This window comes from Brevibacillus borstelensis (genome assembly GCF_037834415.1).
In the GTDB taxonomy this organism is placed as follows: domain Bacteria; phylum Bacillota; class Bacilli; order Brevibacillales; family Brevibacillaceae; genus Brevibacillus; species Brevibacillus borstelensis_A.
Map to the genome: position 1 here is coordinate 13510 of NZ_JAUMSJ010000021.1, position 24359 is coordinate 37868.

Annotated in this window: 17 protein-coding genes; 3 read left to right on the forward strand and 14 right to left on the reverse strand. The window is 54.9% G+C overall.

The window, feature by feature from the left end:
* Positions 1-44: 44 nt before the first annotated feature.
* The 10 genes from Q3F21_RS16750 to Q3F21_RS16795 all read right to left on the reverse strand — a co-directional run bounded on the left by Q3F21_RS16750 (position 45) and on the right by Q3F21_RS16795 (position 14424).
* On the reverse strand, positions 45-4202 hold the full coding sequence (locus Q3F21_RS16750) for a hypothetical protein (protein ID WP_340255316.1): 4158 nt from the start codon (positions 4200-4202) through the stop codon (positions 45-47).
* Positions 4203-4239: 37 nt separating this feature from the next.
* Positions 4240-4698 carry a phage tail protein gene (locus Q3F21_RS16755; protein ID WP_340255466.1) on the reverse strand — a complete coding sequence of 153 codons (459 nt, stop codon included), beginning with the start codon at positions 4696-4698 and terminating at the stop codon, positions 4240-4242.
* A gap of 11 nt (positions 4699-4709) precedes the next feature.
* A complete protein-coding gene (locus Q3F21_RS16760; protein ID WP_340255319.1) occupies positions 4710-4901 on the reverse strand; it encodes a DUF6760 family protein in 192 nt (63 codons plus the stop codon).
* Positions 4898-5275, reverse strand: a complete 378-nt coding sequence (locus Q3F21_RS16765; RefSeq protein ID WP_340255323.1) for a phage tail assembly protein — start codon at positions 5273-5275, stop codon at positions 4898-4900. The genes Q3F21_RS16760 and Q3F21_RS16765 overlap by 4 nt, the downstream gene beginning before the upstream one ends.
* A 97-nt stretch (positions 5276-5372) precedes the next feature.
* Positions 5373-5807, reverse strand: a complete 435-nt coding sequence (locus Q3F21_RS16770; protein ID WP_340255326.1) for a phage tail protein — start codon at positions 5805-5807, stop codon at positions 5373-5375.
* A 42-nt stretch (positions 5808-5849) separates the two neighbouring features.
* On the reverse strand, positions 5850-7616 hold the full coding sequence (locus tag Q3F21_RS16775; RefSeq protein WP_340255329.1) for a phage tail sheath subtilisin-like domain-containing protein: 1767 nt from the start codon (positions 7614-7616) through the stop codon (positions 5850-5852).
* Positions 7617-7776: 160 nt separating this feature from the next.
* The gene (locus tag Q3F21_RS16780) at positions 7777-8592 is read right to left on the reverse strand and encodes a hypothetical protein (RefSeq protein ID WP_340255332.1); all 816 of its coding nucleotides are present in this window, start codon (positions 8590-8592) and stop codon (positions 7777-7779) included.
* Positions 8593-8604: 12 nt separating this feature from the next.
* Complete coding sequence (locus tag Q3F21_RS16785; RefSeq protein ID WP_340255335.1) at positions 8605-9132, reverse strand: DUF4255 domain-containing protein; 528 nt, start codon at positions 9130-9132, stop codon at positions 8605-8607.
* Positions 9133-9275: 143 nt separating this feature from the next.
* Positions 9276-11522 carry an AAA family ATPase gene (locus Q3F21_RS16790; protein ID WP_340255338.1) on the reverse strand — a complete coding sequence of 749 codons (2247 nt, stop codon included), beginning with the start codon at positions 11520-11522 and terminating at the stop codon, positions 9276-9278.
* 142 nt (positions 11523-11664) lie between these two features.
* Positions 11665-14424: an adenylate/guanylate cyclase domain-containing protein gene (locus tag Q3F21_RS16795; RefSeq protein WP_340255341.1), complete on the reverse strand. Its 2760-nt coding sequence runs from the start codon at positions 14422-14424 to the stop codon at positions 11665-11667.
* 206 nt (positions 14425-14630) lie between these two features.
* Here Q3F21_RS16795 and Q3F21_RS16800 point away from each other — a divergent pair, with 206 nt between their 5' ends.
* The 3 genes from Q3F21_RS16800 to Q3F21_RS16810 are packed head-to-tail and all read left to right on the forward strand — an operon-like array spanning position 14631 to position 17436.
* Positions 14631-15017 carry a DUF4280 domain-containing protein gene (locus Q3F21_RS16800; protein WP_340255344.1) on the forward strand — a complete coding sequence of 129 codons (387 nt, stop codon included), beginning with the start codon at positions 14631-14633 and terminating at the stop codon, positions 15015-15017.
* Between the two features lie 17 nt (positions 15018-15034).
* Positions 15035-16798: a hypothetical protein gene (locus Q3F21_RS16805; RefSeq protein WP_340255347.1), complete on the forward strand. Its 1764-nt coding sequence runs from the start codon at positions 15035-15037 to the stop codon at positions 16796-16798.
* A 50-nt stretch (positions 16799-16848) separates the two neighbouring features.
* A complete protein-coding gene (locus tag Q3F21_RS16810; RefSeq protein WP_340255350.1) occupies positions 16849-17436 on the forward strand; it encodes a DUF4157 domain-containing protein in 588 nt (195 codons plus the stop codon).
* A 103-nt stretch (positions 17437-17539) separates the two neighbouring features.
* Here Q3F21_RS16810 and Q3F21_RS16815 read toward each other — a convergent pair whose 3' ends face one another.
* The 4 genes from Q3F21_RS16815 to Q3F21_RS16830 form a co-directional block, all read right to left on the reverse strand.
* The gene (locus Q3F21_RS16815; protein ID WP_340255353.1) at positions 17540-19525 is read right to left on the reverse strand and encodes a bifunctional metallophosphatase/5'-nucleotidase; all 1986 of its coding nucleotides are present in this window, start codon (positions 19523-19525) and stop codon (positions 17540-17542) included.
* Positions 19526-19766: 241 nt separating this feature from the next.
* On the reverse strand, positions 19767-21170 hold the full coding sequence (locus Q3F21_RS16820) for an amidohydrolase (protein ID WP_340255355.1): 1404 nt from the start codon (positions 21168-21170) through the stop codon (positions 19767-19769).
* Between the two features lie 60 nt (positions 21171-21230).
* Positions 21231-22490 (reverse strand): amidohydrolase, encoded by a 1260-nt coding sequence (locus Q3F21_RS16825; protein WP_340255358.1) that lies wholly within the window; start codon positions 22488-22490, stop codon positions 21231-21233.
* 39 nt (positions 22491-22529) lie between these two features.
* Positions 22530-24062 carry an AbgT family transporter gene (locus Q3F21_RS16830; RefSeq protein ID WP_340255361.1) on the reverse strand — a complete coding sequence of 511 codons (1533 nt, stop codon included), beginning with the start codon at positions 24060-24062 and terminating at the stop codon, positions 22530-22532.
* Positions 24063-24359: the final 297 nt, after the last annotated feature.

A 24359-nucleotide genomic window follows, 5' to 3' on the forward strand; every position in this document is an offset into this window, starting at 1 on the left:
TTCAAGCGTTTCCGCTTGCATCGCTGCCCGCGCTTCCGGCGGTTCTAGAGCCCCCGTCGCTGGCGTTCAAAGGAAAGACGCTTCTCCAGCTCCTTCATCATTTTGTCGACAAGCCGATCCATTTCAGGCTGGGACAAAATGCCGCTGCCGGAAATAGTTCGTTCCACTTCCGTTTCTGTTTGCCTCTTCTGCGGTGCCGCTTCACTGGACGCGCCCTCATTTTTTGGGCCAGGTGCCCGCTTCAAATATTCCATCGCTGGAGACGCTTGCCTTTCAAACCGTCCCTCCCCGCCGGCTCGGTCCCGCATTTCTGCCGCAAACTTGTGGTGAAGATGGAACGGTGAAGTCGCTTGCTGCAAAAGGGCGGATGCCGGTTCTGCCGTCTGACTGGCTTCACGCTGCTTGTTTCTGAGGAGCGGAGACGGGTTTGGCAGAGGGCTTGTCTGTCCTAATGGTTTCACCATCGCATTCCGGTTGGCCATGAAAGCAGGAAACAAGTTCCGGTAAGACAGAGAAGCTGCCGCTAACGGTTTCCTATTTACCAGCGGCATCGATTCTTCTGATGGCAAACGCCCGATTGACTGTAAGCGCTCTATCGTCTGTAAATGACCTACCGGTTGCGAAACTTCTATTGACAGCAAAGGAAACGAGTCGCCCATGCGCCGACCGAAGCTCATCAGCGTATGCCTTTTCGCTTCAGGTATTTCATTACGGTTCTGTTCCGGTACGAACCATTGACTTATTCTCAACCGCAGCGGCTTTTCTGCCTCCAAGCCAGTCTGCGTGATGCGAGTCGCGCTCCGATAATGGATTGCCTGCTTCGCTTCTCGGTTCCACGTTTCTTGCAGAGGAGAGGCTGCCCCAGCCAGGGACATCTTTACGCTTTCGGGGAAAAATTGCTTTTGTTGCTTTTGCGGCAGCCGGTGTTGGGCCCAGCTTTCCATCTGCATTTGAACCAGACTCTTTCTGCCCGCTCCCAAGCTCTTTCCGCCCCCGATGTTCCTGTCGCTCTTTTTTTCATGTCCGCCCGCGTGCCGACGATTCAATGGTTCGACTGCTATGTTGATAATTGGCCATCTCCGAGCAACAAAGTTCCGCTTTATAAAAGCTGGCCGAAGCGTCCGGAATTCCATCTTGGCCTTTTGATAGCTTTCAAGGGTTGCGAGAGCATACTGCGGTCGGGACATAATCTTCCGATTTTCATAAAATCGCCCAATTACTGGCAATAAGTCTGTATCTTCTCTCCCATCCCGTTGGAAGAGACGAAGGAAAGCTTTCCGGTTTCCGCTGTCGCCCTCTTGCCTGAGACCGCTAAGCGGGAGCGGCCAAGACTGCCGAGTCCTGTTTCTGTTTGAAACCGCCTGAATGGAGGATGTATTTTGCCTGTCTTCCCGGAAGTCAGGAACCGGGTAGAGGGGCCTTTGGACTCTGCCGATTCCCTCAGCACGACGGACTTTTCCAGCTTCCCGAAGAGTTGGCGGCAGGATGTTTGCCATGTCGACATGTACGGGCAAAACTGAGCTGCCCAGCGAATCCTGCTTTGTCTCCGGTTTGCGGTTTCCTAGCGGTTTGCTGAACGGAGCTTCTTCCTTCCTGCGGACAAGCTGCCTTGTTTTCCGGGGCCGATCCACGCCTTGACCGGACCGGCTGAGAGAGCTTGAAATTGGCCTGTAGCCAGCAAGCCGGACGAGGACCAGCTGCTGTTCCACCCATTGCTTCAGCTGCCCTTCCGGCCATTTCCAAGGGTCTGTCCAAGACGTTGTCCAAAGCTTTGTCCATGGTGTGCCTCTTTGCATTGGCCCTGTTCTCTGTCTCGCTTTGGCATCTCCGAGTGTAGCAGCTTTCCAGGTATGACCCCTACCAGCGTATTCCAGATCGATTCTGAAATACCCGTACGCGCCGCTGACTGTAATGACGTTGCCTCCAGCCGCCGTTGCTCCAGCCCTCGTCCTGACGGTTGCTGTCCCAATTACTGCTGTTCTCGCCGCTATTGTCTGGAGAATTGATGTTCTTCCGGCTGTTGCACTTGCGACTGTTGTTCTAGACGCTTCTACTCTTGCTGTTTCCCTTGCTTTCCCTCTCCTTGCAGCAGCTATTCCTGCAGGAGCCACCAGCCCTCGTCCACCGGCAGCAACAAACACTGTCCCTGCTGAAACAGCCCCGGTGAACATTGTTTCCTCGGCTGTCCTACCGCTCCCATGCCTGCTAAAAACGGCACGGCCAAACATTTTTCCTGTTCCCGCTGCCGTATTGCTTGCCGGACGAGCGCCTTCGGATTGACTCTTCGGAAAACGAATGCCCTTACTTTGATATCCCCAGAAGGCGGGATGCCTTTGAACAAAATCGATAGCGGCATGTGGAAATAGCCGTCGACTCTTTTCATTTAAAGAAGCCGTCTCATGAAAGGCAATGCGCACTGCTCGATGGGCAATCAGACTTAATGGAAGGAGGCGTTGACGGCTTTCTTTCGGCTCGCTTCCGTATACGTATAATCGCCCCATTCCCAAACTCTGCACGAGCGTCGACACAAAAGACGGCAAAATCGACTGACTCAAAAGGCTATTCCCTTCCCGATTGACAGCATCCAGCAATGCCTCTCTTCCATTACTGCCGGGCCCAATAGTCGGCGGACTGCTAGGGTCACTATTTTTTAAAAATACCCAATTCCTCTCTCGGCTCCAGAATCCCCGCGAAAACTCAAATCGGAGGCTCCGGGAAAGTGCAGCCACCCGATTCCTGCTTTTCCCAGCCGCATAAAGATGCCATCCGTCTGCAAAGCTCACTTCACGCTCGTCCGAGCGTCTTGCAGGTAACCTTCCGCTCCGATTGCTTGCATATATAATAGAAGAAACAGGAATAAACCTTGTAAACAGAAGCCAGTTGAACCACGAAAGCGCGGGGATCTCCCTAACATCGTTCAATAGCCGGAGCCTCTTGACAGCGAAGCTGTTTGAACTGGCCCGCTTTGCCTCATCTGTGTCAACAAAGCCTTGGCCGCCCGTACTCCTCGGACCAGACGCTATGATTGCTCCCGAGGCGTTTTTCCAGGGAAAAGAACGTTCTCTATTGGCTAGCATTGGCACTTGAGAAAAAGCCGGCTCCGGAAGTAACCGCCTCCACACGAACTGGGCCTGTGCCCCTGGCAGCAGTAAGTGCCGGGAACTGGCCGGAGAGAACTTCAGGAAATCCGGCGGCACGTCCATTTTTGAGAATTGGCTGCTTACCGCCCCAGGCACTGATCGAGCAATGAATGGCACAGCTCTTTCCAACCGCCGGTACGCAAGCCATCGCAAATACTCATTCGTAAACAGCTGCAAGCGTCCACGCAAATTCAGCTGGCCATGCTGCCGGTTGACCTTATCAAGCCATGGCAAATGCCGTAGCGCAGTCGTGTGCCAGCTGCTGAAAGCGACATCCAGATTCCTTGCGAGCCGCTCTTTGCTGCTGAACGTGTGGGCAAAAGACGTGTCTTTTGGATGAACAGCTAGCCCTCGCCTCAGGAGATAATGCTCCCGATACCCTGCCTGCCTTTGCTTGGCAACAGCATCCTCCCGAAACGCAAACGCTTTTGAAACCCTGTATAAGCCATCGACCCCGCTGCGCCAAACATCCGTCGCTTCTCTCTTCAACGGTCCGGCCCGCCATGCATGATCTCCTTGCAGAAAAGATGCCTTCGATGAGATCGGCGGCAGCACTGTCCCCAGTCCAGCCAGTCCGTCATGCGTTGCGTCTGAGATTTGTCGTTCGCGAACTCCTTCCCGCGTCCGCACATCTGTCATAAACCCCTGCAAGAACAGCGGCCGCAGCGAAGACTGCACAAAGGATCGCTGCCCGCTCAAATGACTCGCCAATGCCGGAGGCCTTGTCCGTTCCGTTAACGCAGGCGACCCTGCATACTCTCGAATCACCCGCTCAACCCGGCTGCTTCTTTCTAACCCGGCTTCCCGCAACGCCACTGCCGTCATCCGAGCCGCCGCTGCCGCTTGCACCTGCAGCCGGAGATTGATAAAGATGCGATAAATCGTCGGCCCCGGCCAGCTTCCTCCAGCAAAATATTCGCGATGAATGAGTGACAGATACCCCGGATACCTGCTTGGGCCAGCCCCGTATTTTTGCATAATTCCCATTGCAAAACCTTGGCTGGCTGCCTTCGTTATCACCATATGACGAGCTGAGACGGGAGGCTTCCGAATAGAAATCATCGGCGACTGCTCGCTTTCCACTGGAGTTGTGCCAAGCTTAGAAATAGGACCTCAATCCTCTATGGACGATTTCAAGCGTTTCCACAGCGACTTCCCCCTGAGTGGCCCGAAAATCAGGGCCGACCCATTTGACCGGATACGCCCCGTGAAACCCCCAGGCCCCTACGTCGTTTCCGTTCTGATCAAGCAGGATGACGGCGCCTTCCTTGCGCTTCCGCTTTTCCGGGGGGCCAAAGTGAAAGTCCTCGTACCACTGCCACAGCTCGTTGGATCGCACAAAGCCCCGCTTGAATACAAGATTGGGGTATTTGCTTCGCTTCGGCAGCTTGTGCACAAAGTGGTTCACTCCCCCCTCGCTGTACTCTTCCAGTTCGGTCTCCACAGCCAGTCCCGACACTTCGCTGAAGCCAGCCACCCAGATCCCGTCCATTTCCAGTCCAAACGGGAAAAACTCAACGCGAAAGCGGAGATTGCTATAATAGGGATTGTCGCTCATACTCAAGCGGGTCACCTCCTTTTAAACACGTCGAAGGGGTTGTCCGGTTCGTCGCTTAGCTTGCGGTTGATCGCCGAAATTTGCTCGCACCAGCGTCTGCGCTCTCTGTGTTCCATCGACATGATGTCGTCATGCGACCAGTGAAAGTAGTAGGCGATGAAAGCCGCTTCCTCGTAAATCTTGTCGATGGGATAGCCGGTCATACCGCCTCCATTTCCCCCGGAAAAGACAAATCCACCTGAAACTGATGCTCGCATTTGGGACATTCCGCTTTGATCGCCGTGCTCTCCAGCTCATTGATTTGCCGGTAGAGATTCTGCAGGTAGGCCAGATCGGCAGTAAACAGCCTTTCGACGACTCTGGTGTCGATGCCCCTGACCTCTCCCAGCTTCGTGATCACCCTGGTCAGCAGAATGATGGTCAGGTACCCCGGATTTTGCTGGACGCGCGGGTCCCGCATCGGCAGGATTTCGTCGGCTGCGGTCGCGAGGCGCATCACGCCGCGCTTGTGCAGGTTGCCTTCCTCGTCGACGTATCCCCGCGGGAGTTCGAATTCAAATTCGGTTTTGAATGCCACTGTACGCTCCTCCTCTTCCCATTAGGCCGACAGGAGTGACAAAGAAAAGCCGATGCTTCCGACCTCCTTTGCCACCCTCTGGCGTGGTGCACTTTGGTTATTTGGTTCTGGTCATGCCCTCATGAGCGATTTCCAGCTGCTCGATTGCGACCTCGGACGACGTCCCGTTAAAATCGGGTGCCGTGTACTTGGTCGGCCATGCCTCGATGACTTTCCAGGTCGCCACGTCCTCGCCGGCCTCGTTGATCGCGATGATCGTCACGGTTTTGCGCGCGACCTTGCCCTGAATGGTATCCTGCATCCAGTTGTACAAATCCATCGAATCCGTTACGCCCCATTTCAGCGTAATGTTTCCGTACTTGGCCAGCCCGGGCAGCTTCCGTGGGGTGATGACCTCGTTGCCTTCACGGTACTCGACAACGTCAACGGAGGCATCAAAGCCCGAAACCTCGCTAAAGCCCGCCTGCTGAATTCCGTCCACCTCTACCCGATACCGAAACTTGCGGTACGGGTCTTTACGATCTCCTGCCATACGGTACCCCTTTCCTTACCTGTTTGTCCGAGCCCTTCCCGCCTACTGATCAGCCGTCTTTTGGGTGATGCGGAAAATAACGAATTCAGCCGGTTTGACGGGAGCGACGCCGATGATACAAATCAGTCTGCCGTTGTCGATGTCGTCCTGCGTCATCGTACTGCGTCCGATGTTGATATAAAAAGCTTCCTGCGGACTTGTTCCCATCAAGGCCCCTTCTCTCCACACCCGCGTCAAAAACGAATCGATCGTGCGATGCACACGGGCCCACAGCCGATCGTCATTTGGCTCAAACACCACCCAATTGGTGCCGTTTTTGATCGATTGCTCAAGGAAAATAAACAGCCGCCGTACGTTGATGTACTTCCACAGTCCATTAGAGGACATCGTCCGCGCTCCCCATACGCGGATGCCCTGTCCCGTAAAGGCGCGAATCAGGTTCACGCCCTTCGGATTGAGAATGTCCTGCTCGCCTGTGTTGTACTGGCAGTCCAATCCCGTGCACCCCCGAACCACTTCATTGGCCGGCGCCTTAAAGACGCCGCGCGTGTTGTCCGATCTGGCGTAGATGCCGGCCATTGAACCGGACGGAGGAATAAACATGTTGCGCTTGTCGAGCGGGTCGAACACCTGCAGCCAAGGATTGTAGATCGCCGCATACTGGGTGTCGAAAATGTTTCGGTGCGTCAGCACATCGCTGACTTTTTTCTTGTCCCGCGGAATGTCCAGAATGGCGAACCGGCTCTTCAGGTTTTCACAGTGGGCCACCAGCGAAAGCTGCACATTGGGGTCTGTCACCCCCGGGACCGCCATGATGCTCACTTCGTCGTTATCGATGAACGCTTGAATGCCGGTACGCCTTCCCGGCCCTACGTCTTCGCCGATAAAGTCGCCCGCGGACAGGTTGGCTACAGAGCCGTCGCTGCCCCCCGCAAGCACAATCTGGAACCGGTTGTACTCCGTCTTGCCGCCCTCTTTTTCCACCTCTTCCGGCTGACCGGAGATGACTGTAAAGGGAGGCTGCGGCTGCTCGCTTGCCGGAGCGGCGCCAGCCTCGACGGCAACGATGCTGCTTTTGGCCAATACCTTGCTCACGTGATTGGCGGCGGATACATTCAGCGAGCACTTTTCGTATTCCTCCGCCTCTTCGCCGCAGACGACCTGGACGGTAAACTCGCAGGTCGCAAGAAGCTTGACAGGCAGCAGTCCCTTGTCGACGACATCTCCTTCCAGCGGCTGATCCAGCTCGATCATATTGTCCTGGGACGAAACGACTTCTCTGTATTGCTTCTTCTCGCCGTCAAAGAAGGAAACGACATCCCCCGGGTTAAACCCGGCGCTGTTTTTGACGAGATATTTCCCGGCAGCTGCTTCCCCGGCCACCTCGAAAATCTGTGTCTTCGCCTTGCTGGACGGCTCGATGTTGACCCGGACCTGGTTTCCCCACGCTCCGGGGTTTTTCGCGAATATTTGCAGAACGGGCGAGCTGTTTTCCTCCGTGATATTGGAAGCCAGTTTGGCATCCCCGGGGGCTACTCTCATCACATAGCAGCGGGACCCGCCGTTGAGGAAGAAATGGTCTACGGCATAAGCCAGATAGCGGTACTCGCCGAACGCATTTTCAGACAAATAGGAGCCGAAAATTTTCCGGAAGTCGTTTACCCCGGTGATCAGTTCAGGCAGGCCCGCTGCCGGACCTTTTTGCGCCAAACCGATAAAACCCGCTGTACTCGTGCTGGCTCCTTCCATCGGGACAGGGCCGCTGTCAAACTCCTCCACATACACACCTGGCGATAGGTACTCCGGCATTCTTTCCTGATTGAAATTCCCGCCGTATCAACAGCAGAAATTTGCAACCAGTCCCTCCCTTCCGTTTATTTTAAAAACATGCATGAAATGGAAATGATAGAGGCCTTTATTCAATAATCAGGAGGCCTGCCCTGGGTCATGTCCCACACAGGCTCCCGGATCATCCCTTTTGCAACGGCGCCAACCGGATGCTGCCAACGGAGGTTGCCGCCCCGTCAACGATTTGGTGCTTGCACAAGCTTCCCGCACCCTCTGCATATATGGCGATCTCTGCCTCGCCGTTTGCCCTCCCCAGTGAAGGAGGAAGCGCCAGAACGAATTCTCCTCTCGCATCGCAGCTTGTCTCGATCAGCGGCAGCAGCGCTGTGCTTCTCGGCAAAGGGCCAGAAAGCGGTTCCGCGAGCCGATGCGTCCATCCCTTGCCCGCTTCTGCAATCCGTATGATTGGAGCGGAGGACCCTTCTGCTGGCACGGGCTGAAAGGCATCGCCCGGGCAAATGCGTCCCACAGGGGAGTACAAGGCTAACGTAACGTCTCCAGCTTCCCCTTGCTCGGCCAGCTTTACCGCTGAGTCCTGCTCACCGCGGATGCGGGCGCGAACAATTGCTCCCGCGGCTGGTTCCCCGTCCGGCCTGAAGACGACTCCGCGAATCAGCGTGTCTCCCGAGCGAAACGGGTAGGATGGACTTGGCGCGAGCAAAATCAGCCTTTCAGAAGGATCAGTCTGCTTCGTCGCCACGACAATGGATGCCATTTTCGTTATGTATTCCTTGCTGGAAACGAGCAGCCGATAGGTGCCGGCTGGCAAATCGGTAAACACAAGCCACCCGTCTCCTTTGGCGATGGGCCTTTCCTTCCTGCCTTCTAGACTGAGCTGGATACTGCCTTTGAGCGGCGCGGCCTTTGTAAACGCATCCAGCAGGCGGACAGCAAACGAGAAGACGGAATAGATTCTGACCTGTATCGCGTTTTCCACTTGACTCCACCCCTATCCCCGCAGTCTGAAGTCGCGTTCCAGTACCCGCTTGGTCGAGCGGATGCGCGTCGAGTCAATGTATACAGGTCCGACAGAGTATCCGACAGACAGCTTGTACGGCATGTTGGGAAACAGGTGGATCAACCTGTCGAGGGGCGGCTGGTCCATCACTACCCGCAGTTCTTCATTCGTTCCGGCCAGCGAGCCTTTCAGAACGTTTCCTTTCAGGATGGCATTGTCGTAGAGGACCTGCATCGCCCTGCCGAGAATCCGGTACTCGTCCAATGCCCGGGCATGCTGCTCCGCTGGCGAGTGAGCGGTCATGACAAAATACAGATGGACTGTCATCGGAGGATGGCGCAAAATGTCCGTGCCTTCGCTAATCATCGCGCTTTGCCTTTCCGCGCTTTCCCGGACTTCATACAGAAACAGGGATAGCACAAGGTCGCTTGCCTCGGCGGGCGAAGCGAGTCCGATCAGCTCCGGCTGGCTGATCGGCTCGGGGGTCATCTGCTCGCGCAAGAGGTGCAGCAGCGTCAAGCCCGCATCCGCTATGACCGTATATTGACTGATACGTGTTCACCTCGACACTATTTGACATGGATACAAGTATTATAAAATGACAAAAACTAGTTTAATATCTAAAATTAAAAAAATGTTGCAACTATTGGTAATAATTTTGGTCACAGCTCGTAATAGGCATATTCTCCCAGATCCTCTTTCAACAGCAGCTTTCCTGTCTTCCGCAGCTCATGCCTGGCCGCGATGATCAGATGCCGCATGCCAACCGCTGTCTCCTCGGCGGCGGCCAAAAACGCCGCGGACAGGACCACGTTTTTGATGCCTCCGCCCGCGATGTGCAGCTTGGCGGCGAGGAAAGGAAAATCAATATCGGAGGATTGGGGGGTATCTGGAGGGAACTGGCAGCGCCAGATTTTTTCCCGATATTCCGGGTCTGGAAAAGGAAACTTGATCACGTAGGTCATTCTGCGCATAAACGCTTCGTCGAAATTTTGCAGAAGATTCGTCGCCAGAATGGATATTCCGTCATACTCCTCCATTTTTTGCAGCAGATACGCGGTTTCCATATTGGCGTATTTGTCATGGGAATCCTTTACATCCGACCTTTTTCCGAACAAGGCGTCCGCCTCGTCAAAAAACAGGATCGCATTGGCTGCCTTGGCTTCCGCAAAAATCTTTTGCAGGTTTTTTTCTGTTTCGCCGATGTATTTGCTGATCACTTGCGACAGATCGACTTTAAAAATGTCCAAGCGCAATTCCTTGGCAATCACCTCGGCAGACATCGTCTTTCCTGTGCCCGGCGGACCTGCGAACAGCACGCTGACGCCCTTGCCGTAGGAAAGCTTGCGGTCGAACCCCCAGTCTCCAAAGACGATGTGCCTGTAAGCGACCTGATTGCAAGCCTGCTTGAGCAGTTGCAGCGGCTCCTCGGGTAAAACCAGGTCGCTCCAGGAATATCTGGGCGTAAGGCGCACCGCATGATTCCCGAGCGAGTGCCTGATCCGGGACATGCATGCTTCGTGGAGGATTTCCAGTGTGACAGCCGCAACTGGCATGATGTCGCTTCCGGCGGGTTTGAGGTCGCCGCCCGACACGGGTTTGGCGCCGTTGCCAGGCTCAGCCGGCGGCAAGCCGCCTGCCCTTTGCCATGCAAGCTGCCTGGCTCTCGCCGCCGCCCCCTTGATCTGGCCCGGCGTCAGCTTGAATTTCCCCGCGAGCTGACCAAAATCAACCTCGGCAGAAACGGGCATCGTCTCTTTCAGTGCCTCCCACAGCTGCTTTCTTTCCGCTTCGCCGGGCACCGCCAGCTCATGCTCGAACCATAGCCTGCTTTGCAAGAAGCGCCCGGGCTTCCACTGCCTTTCGGAAAGGAAAGCCAGACAGCCGGGAAACTGCTCCAGCTCTTCCAATAGCGCAGCCTGGCGGCGAACGATGCCCTCCTCTTCGGACAGGCAAGCCTCCCAGTGGTCAAAACAGAGAACGGCACGCTGAAGCTGCGCTTCCCTGCGCAATTGAGCAACTCCCTTGGCAAAACCGTCTTCCCGGATCAGTCTTTGCATATCCACGACCAGCATCGAACGGCCTATCCGGTGAAAGGCATGCAGGAGCTGATGCTTCTTGCCCGCGCCGGAAGGACCGTGCAGGTGGAAAACCGCCCGCTCCATATCTGCGTCTAGAGCCCCCAGCAATGCTTGCAGGCGCTCCTGTATTTCCCAGCCGATCAAAAGCGGATCCAGCGTCTGCTCCGGAATGCTCCGCGCCATCCACAGCGGCAGCGCTTTGCCGTCTTCATCCGGCTTGGTCAAATACAGCATCATCCGCTCGTCCAATTTCAGCGGCCTAGAAAGCCAGGAGCCTTTCCAGTCGGCCGCGTCTTCTTCGCGGAAGAGGAGCAGCCTGTCCAATTTGCTGCGCTGCGCAAAGGAGGACCATGCGAAAACCTTTTCGGCGGGTGTCCGGCAGAAGAGCTGCATCGCCAGATCGGGAGTCGGCCATTTGCAGGTGATGTCGTCAAGCAGGTAGCCGTAGAGCTTTTCGTATTTGCGGTCCAGCTCGACAGCGAGGCACAAAAACAGGCAGTTTTGCTCGAAAGACGACAGCGAGCAGGCATCTGCCAGCGCAAGCAAAGGGATATGTTCCCGCTGTCCGGCTGAGATGGTTTCCAGCCGGCTCTCCAGCACCGTAATTTGCTCCGCAAACAAATCGGTTCCCTCCGAATGAAACGGCACGCGTTCCAGCAGCTGGGTTACCTCCTCCTCCGTGACGACCAGCCCTCTCAGCTGGTCCAGCGGGTCTTCCGCCCCCGGCTGCGCCCGTGCCGCAAGCAGCCGCTTGATGTGCAAATCAAGCCAGCACAGCTTTGTCTCGTAGTAGTTCCACAGTGTTTCAAATCGTTCGTTCAACATCATCTTGATTGATTCAAAGCCCCTTTCTCATCGGATCCGCAACTGCGTTCGAATTACGCCTGTCAAGCTGCGGCCAGACAGGTGCTTGCTTTGCTCCAGGCAGCCTGCTCCGCTTTTGCTGCCTGCAGCCCTCTTTGCAAGCTTCTCACGAGATTTTCAGCTCCCCTGCCCAGTGCTGCTCTGCCCCTTTCTGGGCGTATTCGTCGCAGTTGTAAAAGTACAGGCGGGCGGCCTGATCCCAGCGGTTCTGCTTGATGACCTGCAGGAAGGCGGAACGCGCATCTCGGAATCTGCCGTTCTGATACATTTGGATCGCCTGCTCAAACAGCTCCTTTGTCTCTTCCTTCAAGCTGCGGATATGCTCAGGGTCTCCTTCATACACATCGTACAGGTGCATCGGCTCGTTCTTGCCCTCGATTTGAATCCAGCCCAAATCCCGGTATTGGTAAGCTTCCGGCTCAGCCAACCCTTTGAAGATGGGGGCGGAGATCAAAATTCGCGCACCCAGCGTCACCGTCATTCTTTCCAGCGTTTCCGCGACGTGGACGTGATCGGAAATGACATTGGCCTCCATCCGCATCTCTTCGCCGATGATTCCGAGCATGAGCGGCCCGTGGTGAAGAGCGATGTTGATTTCGATCGGTTCAAAATGCTCGCTGACCCTCTGCTCGTTGTATTTCTCCAAAATCCGTCGCATCTGGATTGCCGCGTTGACCGCGTCTCTCGCATTTTTCGGATAGAGGGCGAGCACCCCCGGTCCCTGGTACTCGGTGATGATGCCGTCATGCTCTTTGACCACAGGCGCAAAGCGCTTGAGAAACGCGTTGATGAAGCGAAAGGTTTCTTCGGGAGCCAGACGAATCGACATTTCGTAAAAGGCATGGGCGCTCATCCGCATGATGGCCATTTCCTCTTCCACCTGATCGCCCAGCCTCACGTCGAGAATGCTGTCCTTGCCCAGAAAGTGCAGAAACTGCTGGGGCACAAAACGGTTGTTCGCCTCATTCATCCGCGTGATGTTGGCGATGTACTGCCGGATTCTCCTCGCCATCTGGTTAAAGCTTTCCGCCAGCTTCTGAATCTCGTCCATCGAGCGGACCTTTGCCACTACATCGTAGTCGCCTTTGCCCATTCGGGAGACGCTGAGCTGGAGATTGCGGATGTTTCTGTACGTCAGCCAGGAGAACAGGAAGAACAGACACCCGCAGATCGCCCAGACCACTGCCGCCTCCTTTGCCAACATGCGGGACATGCCGCTGTGCTGCATGCTGATCCCGTTCATCTCCCTGCCCAGCTCAAGGATTCCGACGAGCTTGTTGGCAGAGTCGTAGAGCGGAGCCATCGAGTACACCCAGTAGCCGGTGCGGTCCTGCGACCGGCCGGAGATGATTTTGCCGTCGATCAAGACGCGCCGGAAATCGTCGTCCAGCGGAATCTTTTGAAACATCTCGACGCGGTCATTGTCATCCATGATCAGGAACAGTTTCCCGTTCTCGTATTTGTACAAGGTTTTGTACAGCCCCCTGTTTACGCTGTCGTCTCCGGGAACCTCGAGCCGTTCCAGCCCGGCAAGGAGAGCCTTGTAATCCTCGTTCATGTAGTCGTCCGCCGATGAGAGCTTGTGCAAATAGCCGCCATCGATCAGATGTGAGCTGACGTAGGTCTGCAGGCGAAGATCGTTCTGGTTTTCCGCCTCGATGAAGCGCAGCGTCATCTGCGTGCCCTCCACCTGTAGAAAAATCGGGGCGATCACCAAAGGGATGATCACGAGCATTTGCTTGACGATCAGCGGGATTTGGAACAACCGGAACAGCACAAACTGGACGGCGATGAGCAGACAGCAAAAAACTCCAAGCTCCGCCCACCAAAACCAGTATGACGTTTGGCCGTATTTGCCCAGATAGGGGGCGGACTGTTGGCTTCGCAGGTTTCCTTTCGCGTCGAGAACTAGCAGGCTGCTGTCGCTTGCCAGCAGCATTCCGTCGTCGCGAGTGAGAAAAAAAGCCGGGAACTCATCGCTAAAAGCCCCGTTTAGCCGCTTCCACCCATCCTCGGAAACGACCGTTTCCACGATCTGCGGTCGCATGGGGTCGAGCCGTTCCAGCCTGTTTTGATCGTCGTTGAAAAAATAGAGCCTTCCGTGGGAATCCAGCTGTAAATTTCGCGGGGGTGTTTTGTTTCCTGGGGCCTTTTGGCTGTGAAAGTAGAGCGGGCCGCTCATGCGGGCTTGTCCGTCTGCAAGCTCGGATTCGATTTTGTAAATTTCGCCTTTTTTCGTGGATAAGAATGTCTGCCCCGGCTGCACGCCGACAATCTCGCTCGGGTACACGCCCTCGGGGAGCCGCACGCGATATGCCAGCGAAGCTTCCGATTCGGCAGGTGAATACTCGAACAGCTTGATTTCGGATTTGTCAACGACATAGAACGAGAGCCGGTCACCGCTTGTCTGCAGCGAGCGAATGGTGCCGATGCGCTGGTGCTCGCTCTTTTCGCCGTACTCTTCCTGGTAAATCACCCGGTCAGGCTCTCCTTCAGGCGTGTAGCGAACAATTCTCTCAGACAAGGCGTGCAGGCCAAAACTGTCGAGCTGCGTAATGAGCGCATACACATTTCCCTGTTCATCGAGAGCGGCATCCGTGAAGTTGGACAGCCCCTCTTCCGGCACTTGCTTCAAGTCATCGCGAAACCGGAGTGTTCCGTCGGCGTTCAATTTCGTAATCGTCTGTTGGGCATCCGCGATCAGAACGACTTCGTTTTGCCTGTTCGCCGCTATGCTGTTGATACTCTCGAACGGCTCGTCCTTCTTCACTCCCCCCTCCTCGTCCATGACCAGCGAAACGCCCAATAGAAGCAGCGCAGCGAGCATCGCAAACAACCAGACGTACTTCTTGTCATATCCTTTCATATCCAGGGTTCTCCTATCTCTTTCGAGCAGATTTTTGGAAGCGCGTTCGCGTGAAAATAATGAATTCTTACAATTTTTGCTATACACCTCGTCTATTTGACATTTATACTACTATACAGAACCTGCTTCTGCATGGCTTTTTTTCCAGTAGTAGGCTTTATTTCCTACTTTCGTTTTGATCACGCGGCAAGGAGTTGGACAACCTTATGGGACAACTGGTTTGCGCGGGCGCCACGATGCAGTGCAGCTTTGGAGCAGCTCCCAGCACACTGCTGGTCCTCCCGGTGAATCGCGTTATGACGACCACGCCTATCGCCAATATTATGGACAACAAGCCCATGGCAAACATTTTGCCATTCGGGATGTGCAATACCATGTCGAATCCTCAGGTAGCCGCGGCCACTGCCGCCAAATTCGGCGTATTCACCCCCGTTCCCTGTGTTCCGGCAACCCCTGCACCATGGGTTCCTGGCTCTCCGACCGTTCTCGTAGGCAACATGCCGGCCCTTAGCCATACATCCAAATTGATGTGTGCCTGGGGTGGCGTGATCCAGTTCACGTCGCCGGGCCAGACGACCATTCAGGTTCCCTGAGGGAGGAAGAAACTGCTTTGGACAAGCAACTGCAAAAGCTGACCGAAGAGACTTTTGTCGAACCTGTGCCAAATGCGCTGCAAAAAGGCTGGCAGGATTTGACCAAGAAAGCGGCAGAGCTCCCCAAGCAAGCAGCCGAGCAGGTAAAAGGCTTCGCAGCGGCGATCTTGCAGGGCAAGGAGACGTCCATCCGCGATTATGTCCGCATCGGCCGCTATTACGTGGCGAAAAGACTGCTGCTGTTGTCCGGCCTGCTCTTGGCCGTCCTGGTCTATTTCGTCTTGATCAATCCTCCGGAGGCAGTCAGCCGACTTTTGAATCGTACGATTGTCATTCATGAAAAGCCGGGGCAGGCGATTACTGCGAGCGGTTGGGTCAAAATTTACAATCCCGCAGGCACCCTGATCTATGAGGGATATTTGTCCGAAGGCTTGTACGACCGCAGCGGAAAGCTGTACAACGCCGAGGGCTGGCTCATCTACAGCGGCGAATTCAAATCGGGCGTGCCAAACGGCTTCGGCGAGGAGTACAAGGACGGAAAACTCGTTTATCGCGGAGCGTTTGAAGACGGTGTCTATTCGGGCCAAGGCATCCTGTTTGACGGGAGCCGCCAGAAACAATTCCAGGGGATTTTTCAGAACGGCAAGCTGGAAGGACCTGGACTGGAGTACCACGCCGGCGGAGCTGTCAAGTACGAAGGAGCCTTCAGCAACGGCCAGTACAGCGGAAAAGGCAAGCTGTTTGATCCGAGCGGAAGTGTGCTGTACGACGGGAATTTCGAAAACGGATTTTACTCCGGGGATGGTACGGACTACCACCAGAATGGCCTCGCCAGATACAAAGGCCAGTTTTTGGACGGCAAGTACAACGGCAGCGGTTCCCTCATGGACCCCCATGGGAATCTCGTCTACGAGGGCAGCTTTAAAAACGGCCAATACAGCGGTTCCGGAATCGAATACTATCGAACCGGGGCTGTGAAATACAAGGGAGAGTTTCTGCTTGGAGCCTATGCCGGACAAGGAGAATTGACGACCGAGAGCGGGGCGCTCCAGTACAAGGGGGCTTTTGCCAACGGCCTGTTTCACGGAAACGGCGAGCTGTACTCGGAAAAGGAGACGCTCCAATACGAGGGGCAATTCCGGAAAGGTGCGTTTGACGGCATCGGCACACTGTTCGACAAAGACGAGCAGCCCGTGTACAAGGGTTATTTTCAGGAGGGCCAAATCTACCTCCCCGGCTTTCTTGGCATCGCCAAAAGCAAACTGGAAGACATTTTGGAAAAGCCGGACGAGGCTCCTGAGGGTGGAGCCGATTCGTCTACGAACGGGGCAAGCGTTTCGAATTCAGGCGGTTCGACAAGTTCATCAAGCTCGACGGGTTCTGTTGGTTCAACGGGTTCAACAGGCATCAAAAGCCCCACAGACTCAGCAGTACACACACACCCACAAGGAACGACAAGCCAGCCCGCTCCTGGAGAAGAGACTTTGACCTACAGCGAAAAGCATATGAGCTTTTCCCTGACTTTTGCTCCAGTCATTCCAAGCAAGAGCAGCGTTTCCGCTGTTCGGGTGTACGATCCCGCTGTCCTGGAGCTTGTGCAAAATCAGCTTGATGGCATTTTTAACAAAAGCACGGAGCAGCCCCCTTCATCCAGGCAGACGCTCGGCGGCGGCACCCATGCGATCAGCTACAAGATCGGAGAATATATGTACAGCTTTTTCTACCGCACCGCTCAGGAAAAGCCGTTCATGCTTGAAGTGAGAAAGGCGATCCCTCTCTAACCAAGAACCGCAAACGGTCGATCGAACATACCGAAAGGAGGTGCACTGAAATGTCTCGGCAGCCCATTGCGAAGCATGCAGGCTCCGCATCCCTCATCCACATGCAAGCGAAAGCAGTCGCTGAACGGCAAGCAGGCGGCGTTTTCCCTATCCAGCGAACTGCCCGCGATCCTGACAGCATCCTCGCTTTGCAAAAAGCGATCGGAAATAAAGCCGTCCAGCGAATGCTCTCGTCCTCGCCGATTGAGGAGAGCCGGGAGCAGCCATTTTCCACCGGAAGCGGACAGCACCTTCCCGATGCCGTACAGACGAAGATGGAGCACGCCTTTCATTCGGACTTTTCCCAGGTACAGGTTTTCCCCCACTCCACCGTCGCCGAAAACATCGGTGCGGTCGCATTTGCCCAGGGAAATGACATTCACTTTGCCCCGGGAGCGTATCGGCCGGACACGAAGAGCGGGCAAAAACTGCTTGGACACGAGCTTACACATGTCGTCCAGCAACGAGAGGGGCGCGTAAAGCCGAATCTCCCCGGAAGCGATCTCCCGATTAACGACGATCCCGGCCTTGAAAGGGAAGCAGATCTCCGCGGCTTGCAGGCTGCGGCGGGAGAGGCTGTCGAAAAGAGTAGTAGCTGAACGGCGGTTGAGCGGCAATGACAACCACTCTGGCTGCTGGCATTGGTCCAAGGCCGCAAAAAGCAGTCCGCGAAGAAATGCGGACTGCTTTTTCCTGTTTATCCTACTTCGCGGCCGGCTTCGCCTGGGCGGCTGCCGCCTTGCGCGCTTGGTTCAGCTTTTGATAGAACTCTCCCTTGGTTTTCACGTTGGCAAACGCGCTTGCATTCACCTTCGCTTTTTGCGAGAGCTCGGCAATCTCTTCTTTTGTTACCGGGTCCTTGATGTTGATAGAAGCCACATTGGTATACTTGCCGTCTTCTGTCTTGGGCACCCCGAGGATGCCGGCGTTGATCAGCTCTACCACATCGGCACGCTCAGGCGCAGTGGTATCCACGCCGGTGATCTTCCAGTATTTCAATGTTTTCGGCTCGTAAACGCCTTTCTTCACATCTTTCAGATAGGCAATCGCACGGTTCCGGATCGTCCCGCCAGTTTCGCCAAAGGCGCTCTCGTCCTTGGACGACCAAAGCTGCTTGAACTTCCGTCCTTCCAAAGCTCCGCCCTTCGCGATGAGTGCGTCCATGCGGTAGGAGTTCATGCCCAGCTTGAGTACATCCTCCGCCTTGATCGGCTTGTCGTCCAGTCGGCGGAGGTTGGTGATCCGGCTGCCGGCCGGCTTCGTGAGGTCGATTTCGTACTTCACTCCGCCGAAAAAGTCGTTAGTGCTGTATTTGGAGGAGCGGCGCGTCTTGTCAAAGCTGATTGTCACATCTCCCGGACGAGCCGTGTTGAAATAACCAGCCGCCCATTCCATGTAATCCTTCAAATCTTTGCCGGTTACTTCATATACGGTAATTTCTCCTAGCGCGTACTGGTAGTTGAAGGCGATATCCTTTTTCTTGATCGGCCCTACATCGAGACGGGCTTTGTCATTGTCGATCTGGTGGGCGACGACATCAGCCTTGCTGTAATAGAGCATGACCTCATTAAAGAAGTCGGCGAGATGCGTCTCCTGGATTTGGACCTGCGGGATGCCCTCAATCTCGTTTTTCGGCACCATGTTTTCGCCCTTCAGCTGTGCCACCACGACATTCGCGTCAGCGCGGGCGATCTCGTGGAAAGGCTTCAGCGTCTCTTCCAGTCCGGCATCGGACTTTACGAAAGTTCCGTCTGCTTGTTTCACAGGCAGCGCTGTCGCTTCTTTGCTTTTCAGGACCACTTTGTCGCCTTGCTTGGCAAACGTCAAGTCAATCCGGGACAGATGCGTGCCGTATTTGTCCGGCTCGGTGATCAGCACGCCGTTGACCTCTTCGCTTTTTACCAGCTTGTGCATGTGGCCGGCAAAAATTGCGGTCAGCTCTGGATTTGCATTGGCAATGTCTCTCACGCCGGTTCCCGGCTTTCCGTTCTCGTTGTCGAGACCCATATGCATCAGGCCGATCATGACGTCTACTTTGCCTTCCAGTTCTTTGATCGCTTTTTTCGTCTCATCGACGGGATTTTTTACGACCAATCCGCTCAAGTGATCGGTTCCTTTCTCAAAATCCTCGATCATCGGGGTATTCATGCCGATAATTCCGATCTTTACGCCAGCTTTTTCAATAATAGTCGACGCCGGCAGGAAACGCTCGCCGTTTTCCTTGTAAATATTGCCGGCGAGCAGCGGCCCGTCGTATTGGCTGCTGATCTTTTCCAGAACATCCAGCCCAAAGTTGAACTCGTGGTTCCCAAATGCCCATGCGTCGTATTTCATCGCATTCATCGCAACCATCATCGGAGACTGCGGATGGCTGTTGAACAGCTCAGCCGAGTTGCCCTGAATGCAGTCTCCCGCGTCCAGCAGAATCGTGTTGGGATTCTCTTCGCGAATTTGTTTAACCATCGTGAATAATTGCGTTAAGCTTCCGTTGTTGTTCGGACCATCGATTTCGTAGTCCCACGGCATGAAACGTCCATGGATGTCAGACGTCCCGAGCAGAGTGATGTTGATTTCTGAATTTTCGGCGGCTTTTGTCTGTACTGGCTGAACAGCTGCAGCACTGCTGAACAGCGTAATCCCGAGAGCGACGCTCAGACAGGTTTTCAGCGCCGATTTCCCCTTGCGCATTGCTTGTCCTCCTTTTGTCTGGAGAGTTTTCCCTGAATTTTCTTTCTCTTGATTCAGACCCTCTTCTCTTGTTGTGCATTGATGGGCACTCTAGTAGACTATCGCATCAGGAAAAGATTCTCAATCCTTTTCTTGCCTGTTCCGCCTTTTTTGCAAGCATTCGCCTGCACGAACGAAAAAACCAGCGGCGAGAAACCGCTGGCCTTCTCATCAACTTGACCATGATCCGAAACAAGCTCTCTTACTTTTTAACGGACGGCTGCACGCCTTCCGGGATCGGGCATTTGTACGGCTTTCCGCCCAAGCGCTGTTTCAATTCGGCTTTGGCCTCATCGATCAGCTCCGGATTGTTCAGCATGTCGACAGCGGTTGCGGCCAGCACCTTTCCGGCGTGGAGCATGCCCTTATGTCCCAGGGAGGTTCCTCCCAGCGACACCCACTGCCAGGAGTGCAGCGTCGACCCGTTCACGAAGCAAGCCGTCGTGCACTGGGCGGTGGGCGCGATCCAGCTGACATCCCCGACATCTGTCGAGCCGTTCAGCGGGCTCGTCTCTCCGTTGTACGGATTCAGCCATGTCACCATATCGGCGTCCGGTCCATCCGGAGATTCTTTGACTGAGGTTTGTAGCTCCTCCTGGCTCAGTGTCCCGCGCACTTCCTTGGCCAGCTTGAGCTCCGCCTCGTCGTGGACGGGGACGCCCAGCTCCTGGAAATTGCGGTACATGACCTGTTCCATGACTTGATTTTGCACCAGGTTGGAGCACGCTTTGTCAAACACGATCTCCACTTCGGTTTCCGTCATTAACGCTGCCCCTTTGGCAATCTTACATACCCGCTCATAGATTTCGTGTACCTGATCCACCTTGGGCGCCCGCAGCAGATAGAGCGCTTCCGCGTAGGCCTGCACGACGTTCGGAGAGAGGCCTCCCGTATTGGTCACGGCATAGTGGACGCGCGCTTCCGGGATGATGTGCTCGCGCAAGTAGTTGACGCCGATGTTCATCAGCTCTACCGCATCCAGCGCGCTGCGTCCCAAATGCGGGCTTGCCGCCGCGTGCGAGCTTTTTCCTCTGAACTTGAAGTACACCTGGTAATTGGCCAGCGATTCGACTGCCATGATGCTGTTGTAGCCCATCGGGTGCCAGCAGAGGGCAAAGTCGACATCGTCAAACAGTCCGGCGCGGGCCATAAACGTTTTTCCGGAGCCGCCTTCCTCCCCCGGGCATCCGTAGTAGCGCACAGTGCCTTTGAGGTTGTTCTCCTCCATGTACTGCTTGACCGCAACCGCCGCGGCCAGGGAAGCCGTACCGAGCAGATTGTGTCCGCAGCCGTGGCCGTTTCCGCCCGGCACCTCCGCCTCTTGCATGGCTTGCCCTTTCTTTTGGCTCATTCCCGAGAGGGCGTCAAACTCGCCCAAAATAGCGACGATTGGACCGCCGCTGCCGAAGCTTCCGATAAATGCCGTCTTGATGCCGCCTACGCCTCTTTCTACCCGGAAGCCTTCACTCTCCAGCGTTTGCGCCAGCAATTCGGCAGATCGATATTCTTCAAAGCGGGTCTCGGCAAAGCTCCAGATATTGTCGCTTACGCGGATGAACAGATCGCGTTTTTGCTCAATCATTTCCGAAATTTTTTGTGTATGCATAAAGAAACATCCTTTCTATTCGCAGCTGCATGGTTCGAGAGTGTCCGATAAAAGGGCTTCTCACTTTAAAAGCCGTTTGGCGATGCGGTGCAACAGCTCTACCGAACGCGGCAGAATCTCCTCCTGGATGTCAAATTTGGGGTGATGGTGAGGCGCGGGAATATCGGTCCCGATTGCCATGTACGTACCTTTTCCTCCGCGCTCCTGAACGCGTTTGATCATGAAGCTGGCATCCTCGCTGCCCATCGAATTGTTGTCGCTGACCTTGAAGGTGGTGAAGCCTTCGACCTGTTTGGCCTCTTCGATGGCCAGCTCGGCCATGTCCAGATCGCTGTTGATCGGAATGGCTCCGCCGATCACTTCGATCTCATGCTCCAGCTCGTGCATAGCTGCACTGTGGGCGATGATGTTGCGGACGCGCTGTTCCAGCTCAGCATTGACTTCCTCTGTGACCGAGCGGGTTTCCACTACCATTTTTGCGTGCTGCGGAATGATATTGGCTGCCGTTCCACCCTCCAGCACGCCCACGTTGACACGGGTAGAGCCTGTGCTAAAGCGCGGAATGGCATGGATGTTCAACAGAGCGGTAGCGGCGCCAAGCAGGGCGTTTTTGCCCTTTTCCGGCGTGGCGCCCGCGTGGGACGGCACCCCGTGGAAGTGGGCGACCATTTTCGTGGTAGCCAGAAAGCCGAAAGACGCTCCGTGCACCTCGCCAAGCGGGACATTGGTCCCCAGATGGTGACAGAAAATAGAATCGACATCGTCAAGCATCCCTTTTTGGACGACGGAGTAAGCGCCGCGGACCCCCTCTTCGGCAGGCTGGAAAATCAGCTTGACAGTTCCGGAAAAGTTGCCGTCCGCCAGTTTTTCCGCAAGCCCGAGTCCGATCGTCGTATGGCCGTCATGGGCGCAAGCGTGCATGTTTCCTTCATAGCGGGAGCGGAAGCCCTGTGCCTGGGGTGCGTGGTCCGGATCTGCGCTTTCCAGCACAGGCAACGCATCCATGTCAAAGCGGAACGCAACGGTTGGCCCTTCCTGCTTCCCTTTTTTCACTCCGATAACGGCTGTGTAGCCGCCGCGCATTTTTTCGACGATCTGCGGATTGGCCCCGTCCCGCAGGGCTCGCTTGAAAGCCTCTTCCAGCACCTCCGCGGACGGCAATCCCCTGCGGGAATCGCCATCCATCGCATCTGTGCCGTAAATGACATCAAAGCCGAGCGAAGCAAGTATTTCTACAACCTTGGAAGCCGTGCGGAATTCGGTAAAGCCCACTTCCGGGTGCATGTGAAAATCTCTTCGCAGTGAAACCAGGTCCAGCATAGTCATTTCCTCCTGTCTTCTCTTGGACGAATCCCCTCGTTACATTTTCGGATAGACGCCGGGACCGATTGGCAAGCCCAGGAAATACCAGGCGACAAGCAGCAGCGTCCAGAGAATGAAAATCGCGATGGGGTACGGCATAATCAGTGAATAGTACGTACCGAGCTTTGCGTCCTTCTTGTATTCCTGCAAGAAACCCAGGAACAGCGGGATAAACGGCGACACGATCGCGAACGGAATCACGGCAGAGTCAGCGATCCGGAACGTGATTTGCGCGAAAGCCGGATGGAAGCCCAGCGCCATGAACATCGGGATAAAGACCGGCGCCAAAAGCGACCAGATCGCGGAGCCGCTGGCGATGAACATGCACAGGAACGCGGACAAGAACATCAGGCCGATAAAGACGGGCGCGCCGGTCATATTCATTTTTTCCAGCAGATCGGTGATGAACAGGGCAAGAAAGCTGCCCATGTTGCTCCAGTTAAACATCGCGACAAACTGGGAGAGCGGGAACACCATGACGATGAAGCCCGCCATCCCCTTGATCGGATCGGTCAACAGCGCCGGAATGTCGTTTTGTTTCTTGATCGCGCCCACCTTGATACCGTATGTGATGGCTACCGTGAAGAAGAACAGCAGAATCACCGGAACAATGCCTGAAATGAATGGCGACGGAACAATGGTGCCTTGTTTGGGATCGCGCAAGATGCCGCCCTCCGGCACAACAAGAATGGCGAGTATGGCGACGAACACCAGCGCTGCGATTCCTGCTGCCCGCAGCCCTTTCTTTTGCTGCGGGGAAAGATCCTCCAGCGTTTTTCCCGTGTCGCCCTTGTAAGCACCCAATTTCGGCTCAACAAACTTGTCTGTGATAAAACCGATAATAGCGGTAAGCAGCAAAACCGATACCGACATAAAGAACCAGTTGTCCAAAACGCTAACCGTCACGTTAGGGTCGACAGACTTGGAAATTTCCGAGCTGATCCCGGAGAGCAAAACATCTGTCGTCACGATCAGTATATTGGCGGTAAAACCTGACCCGACACCGGCGATGGCAGCCAAAAGTCCCGCGACCGGGTGACGTCCGACAGCCAGGAAAATCAGCGCACCGAGCGGGGGCATGATGACGAAAGCAGCATCAGAAGAGACATGGCTGAAAAAAGCGATAAACGCTACCAGATAGCTTGCATATCTGGCGCTTACCCGCAAAGACATCTTGCGGATGACCGCCTCCAGCAGCCCGACCTTCTCCGCCAGCCCTACGCCGAGCATCAGCGTCAGGATCGAGCCCAACGGCAAAAATCCGGAAAAGTTTTTAATGATATTGGGCAGCAGCCATTGAAGACCCTCTTGGCTGAGCAAATTCTTGACCTGAACTTCCTCGTTTTTGATTGGATCGATGGCTGTTACGTGAAAAAACGACAATAAGGCGGTCACAACGAACAAAATGGCGATCAGGTAGAGAAAGAGCATGAAGGGATTCGGCAGTTTGTTCCCGATCCTCTCCACCCATTTCAACAAGCCTGTTCCCTTTTCCTCATGAGTCTCTGACTTTGCTTGATGCGCTAGCATTGAACAATCCCCCTCGGACCGTAGCTTTCTATCCTTGCAATCTACGTGTTTTTATACTTTTTCGAATAATGTGGCAACGGTACCGATTGAGTGTTCAGTCTGTCGCCATTATTGTAAGCACTTCCTTGTCTCAGTACGGAAGCTGGGCCCCCTTTCCACACGAATCTTTAATATGCGAACAAAAAAAGAAATTGTCGTTAAATAGAGTATATAGCCTTGTTAAATGTTTTTCAATAGAATTGTTCGACTTCTCGAAAAACAGCAAGCGCTTCCAAAGCAAAAAGCCAGTCCTCACTT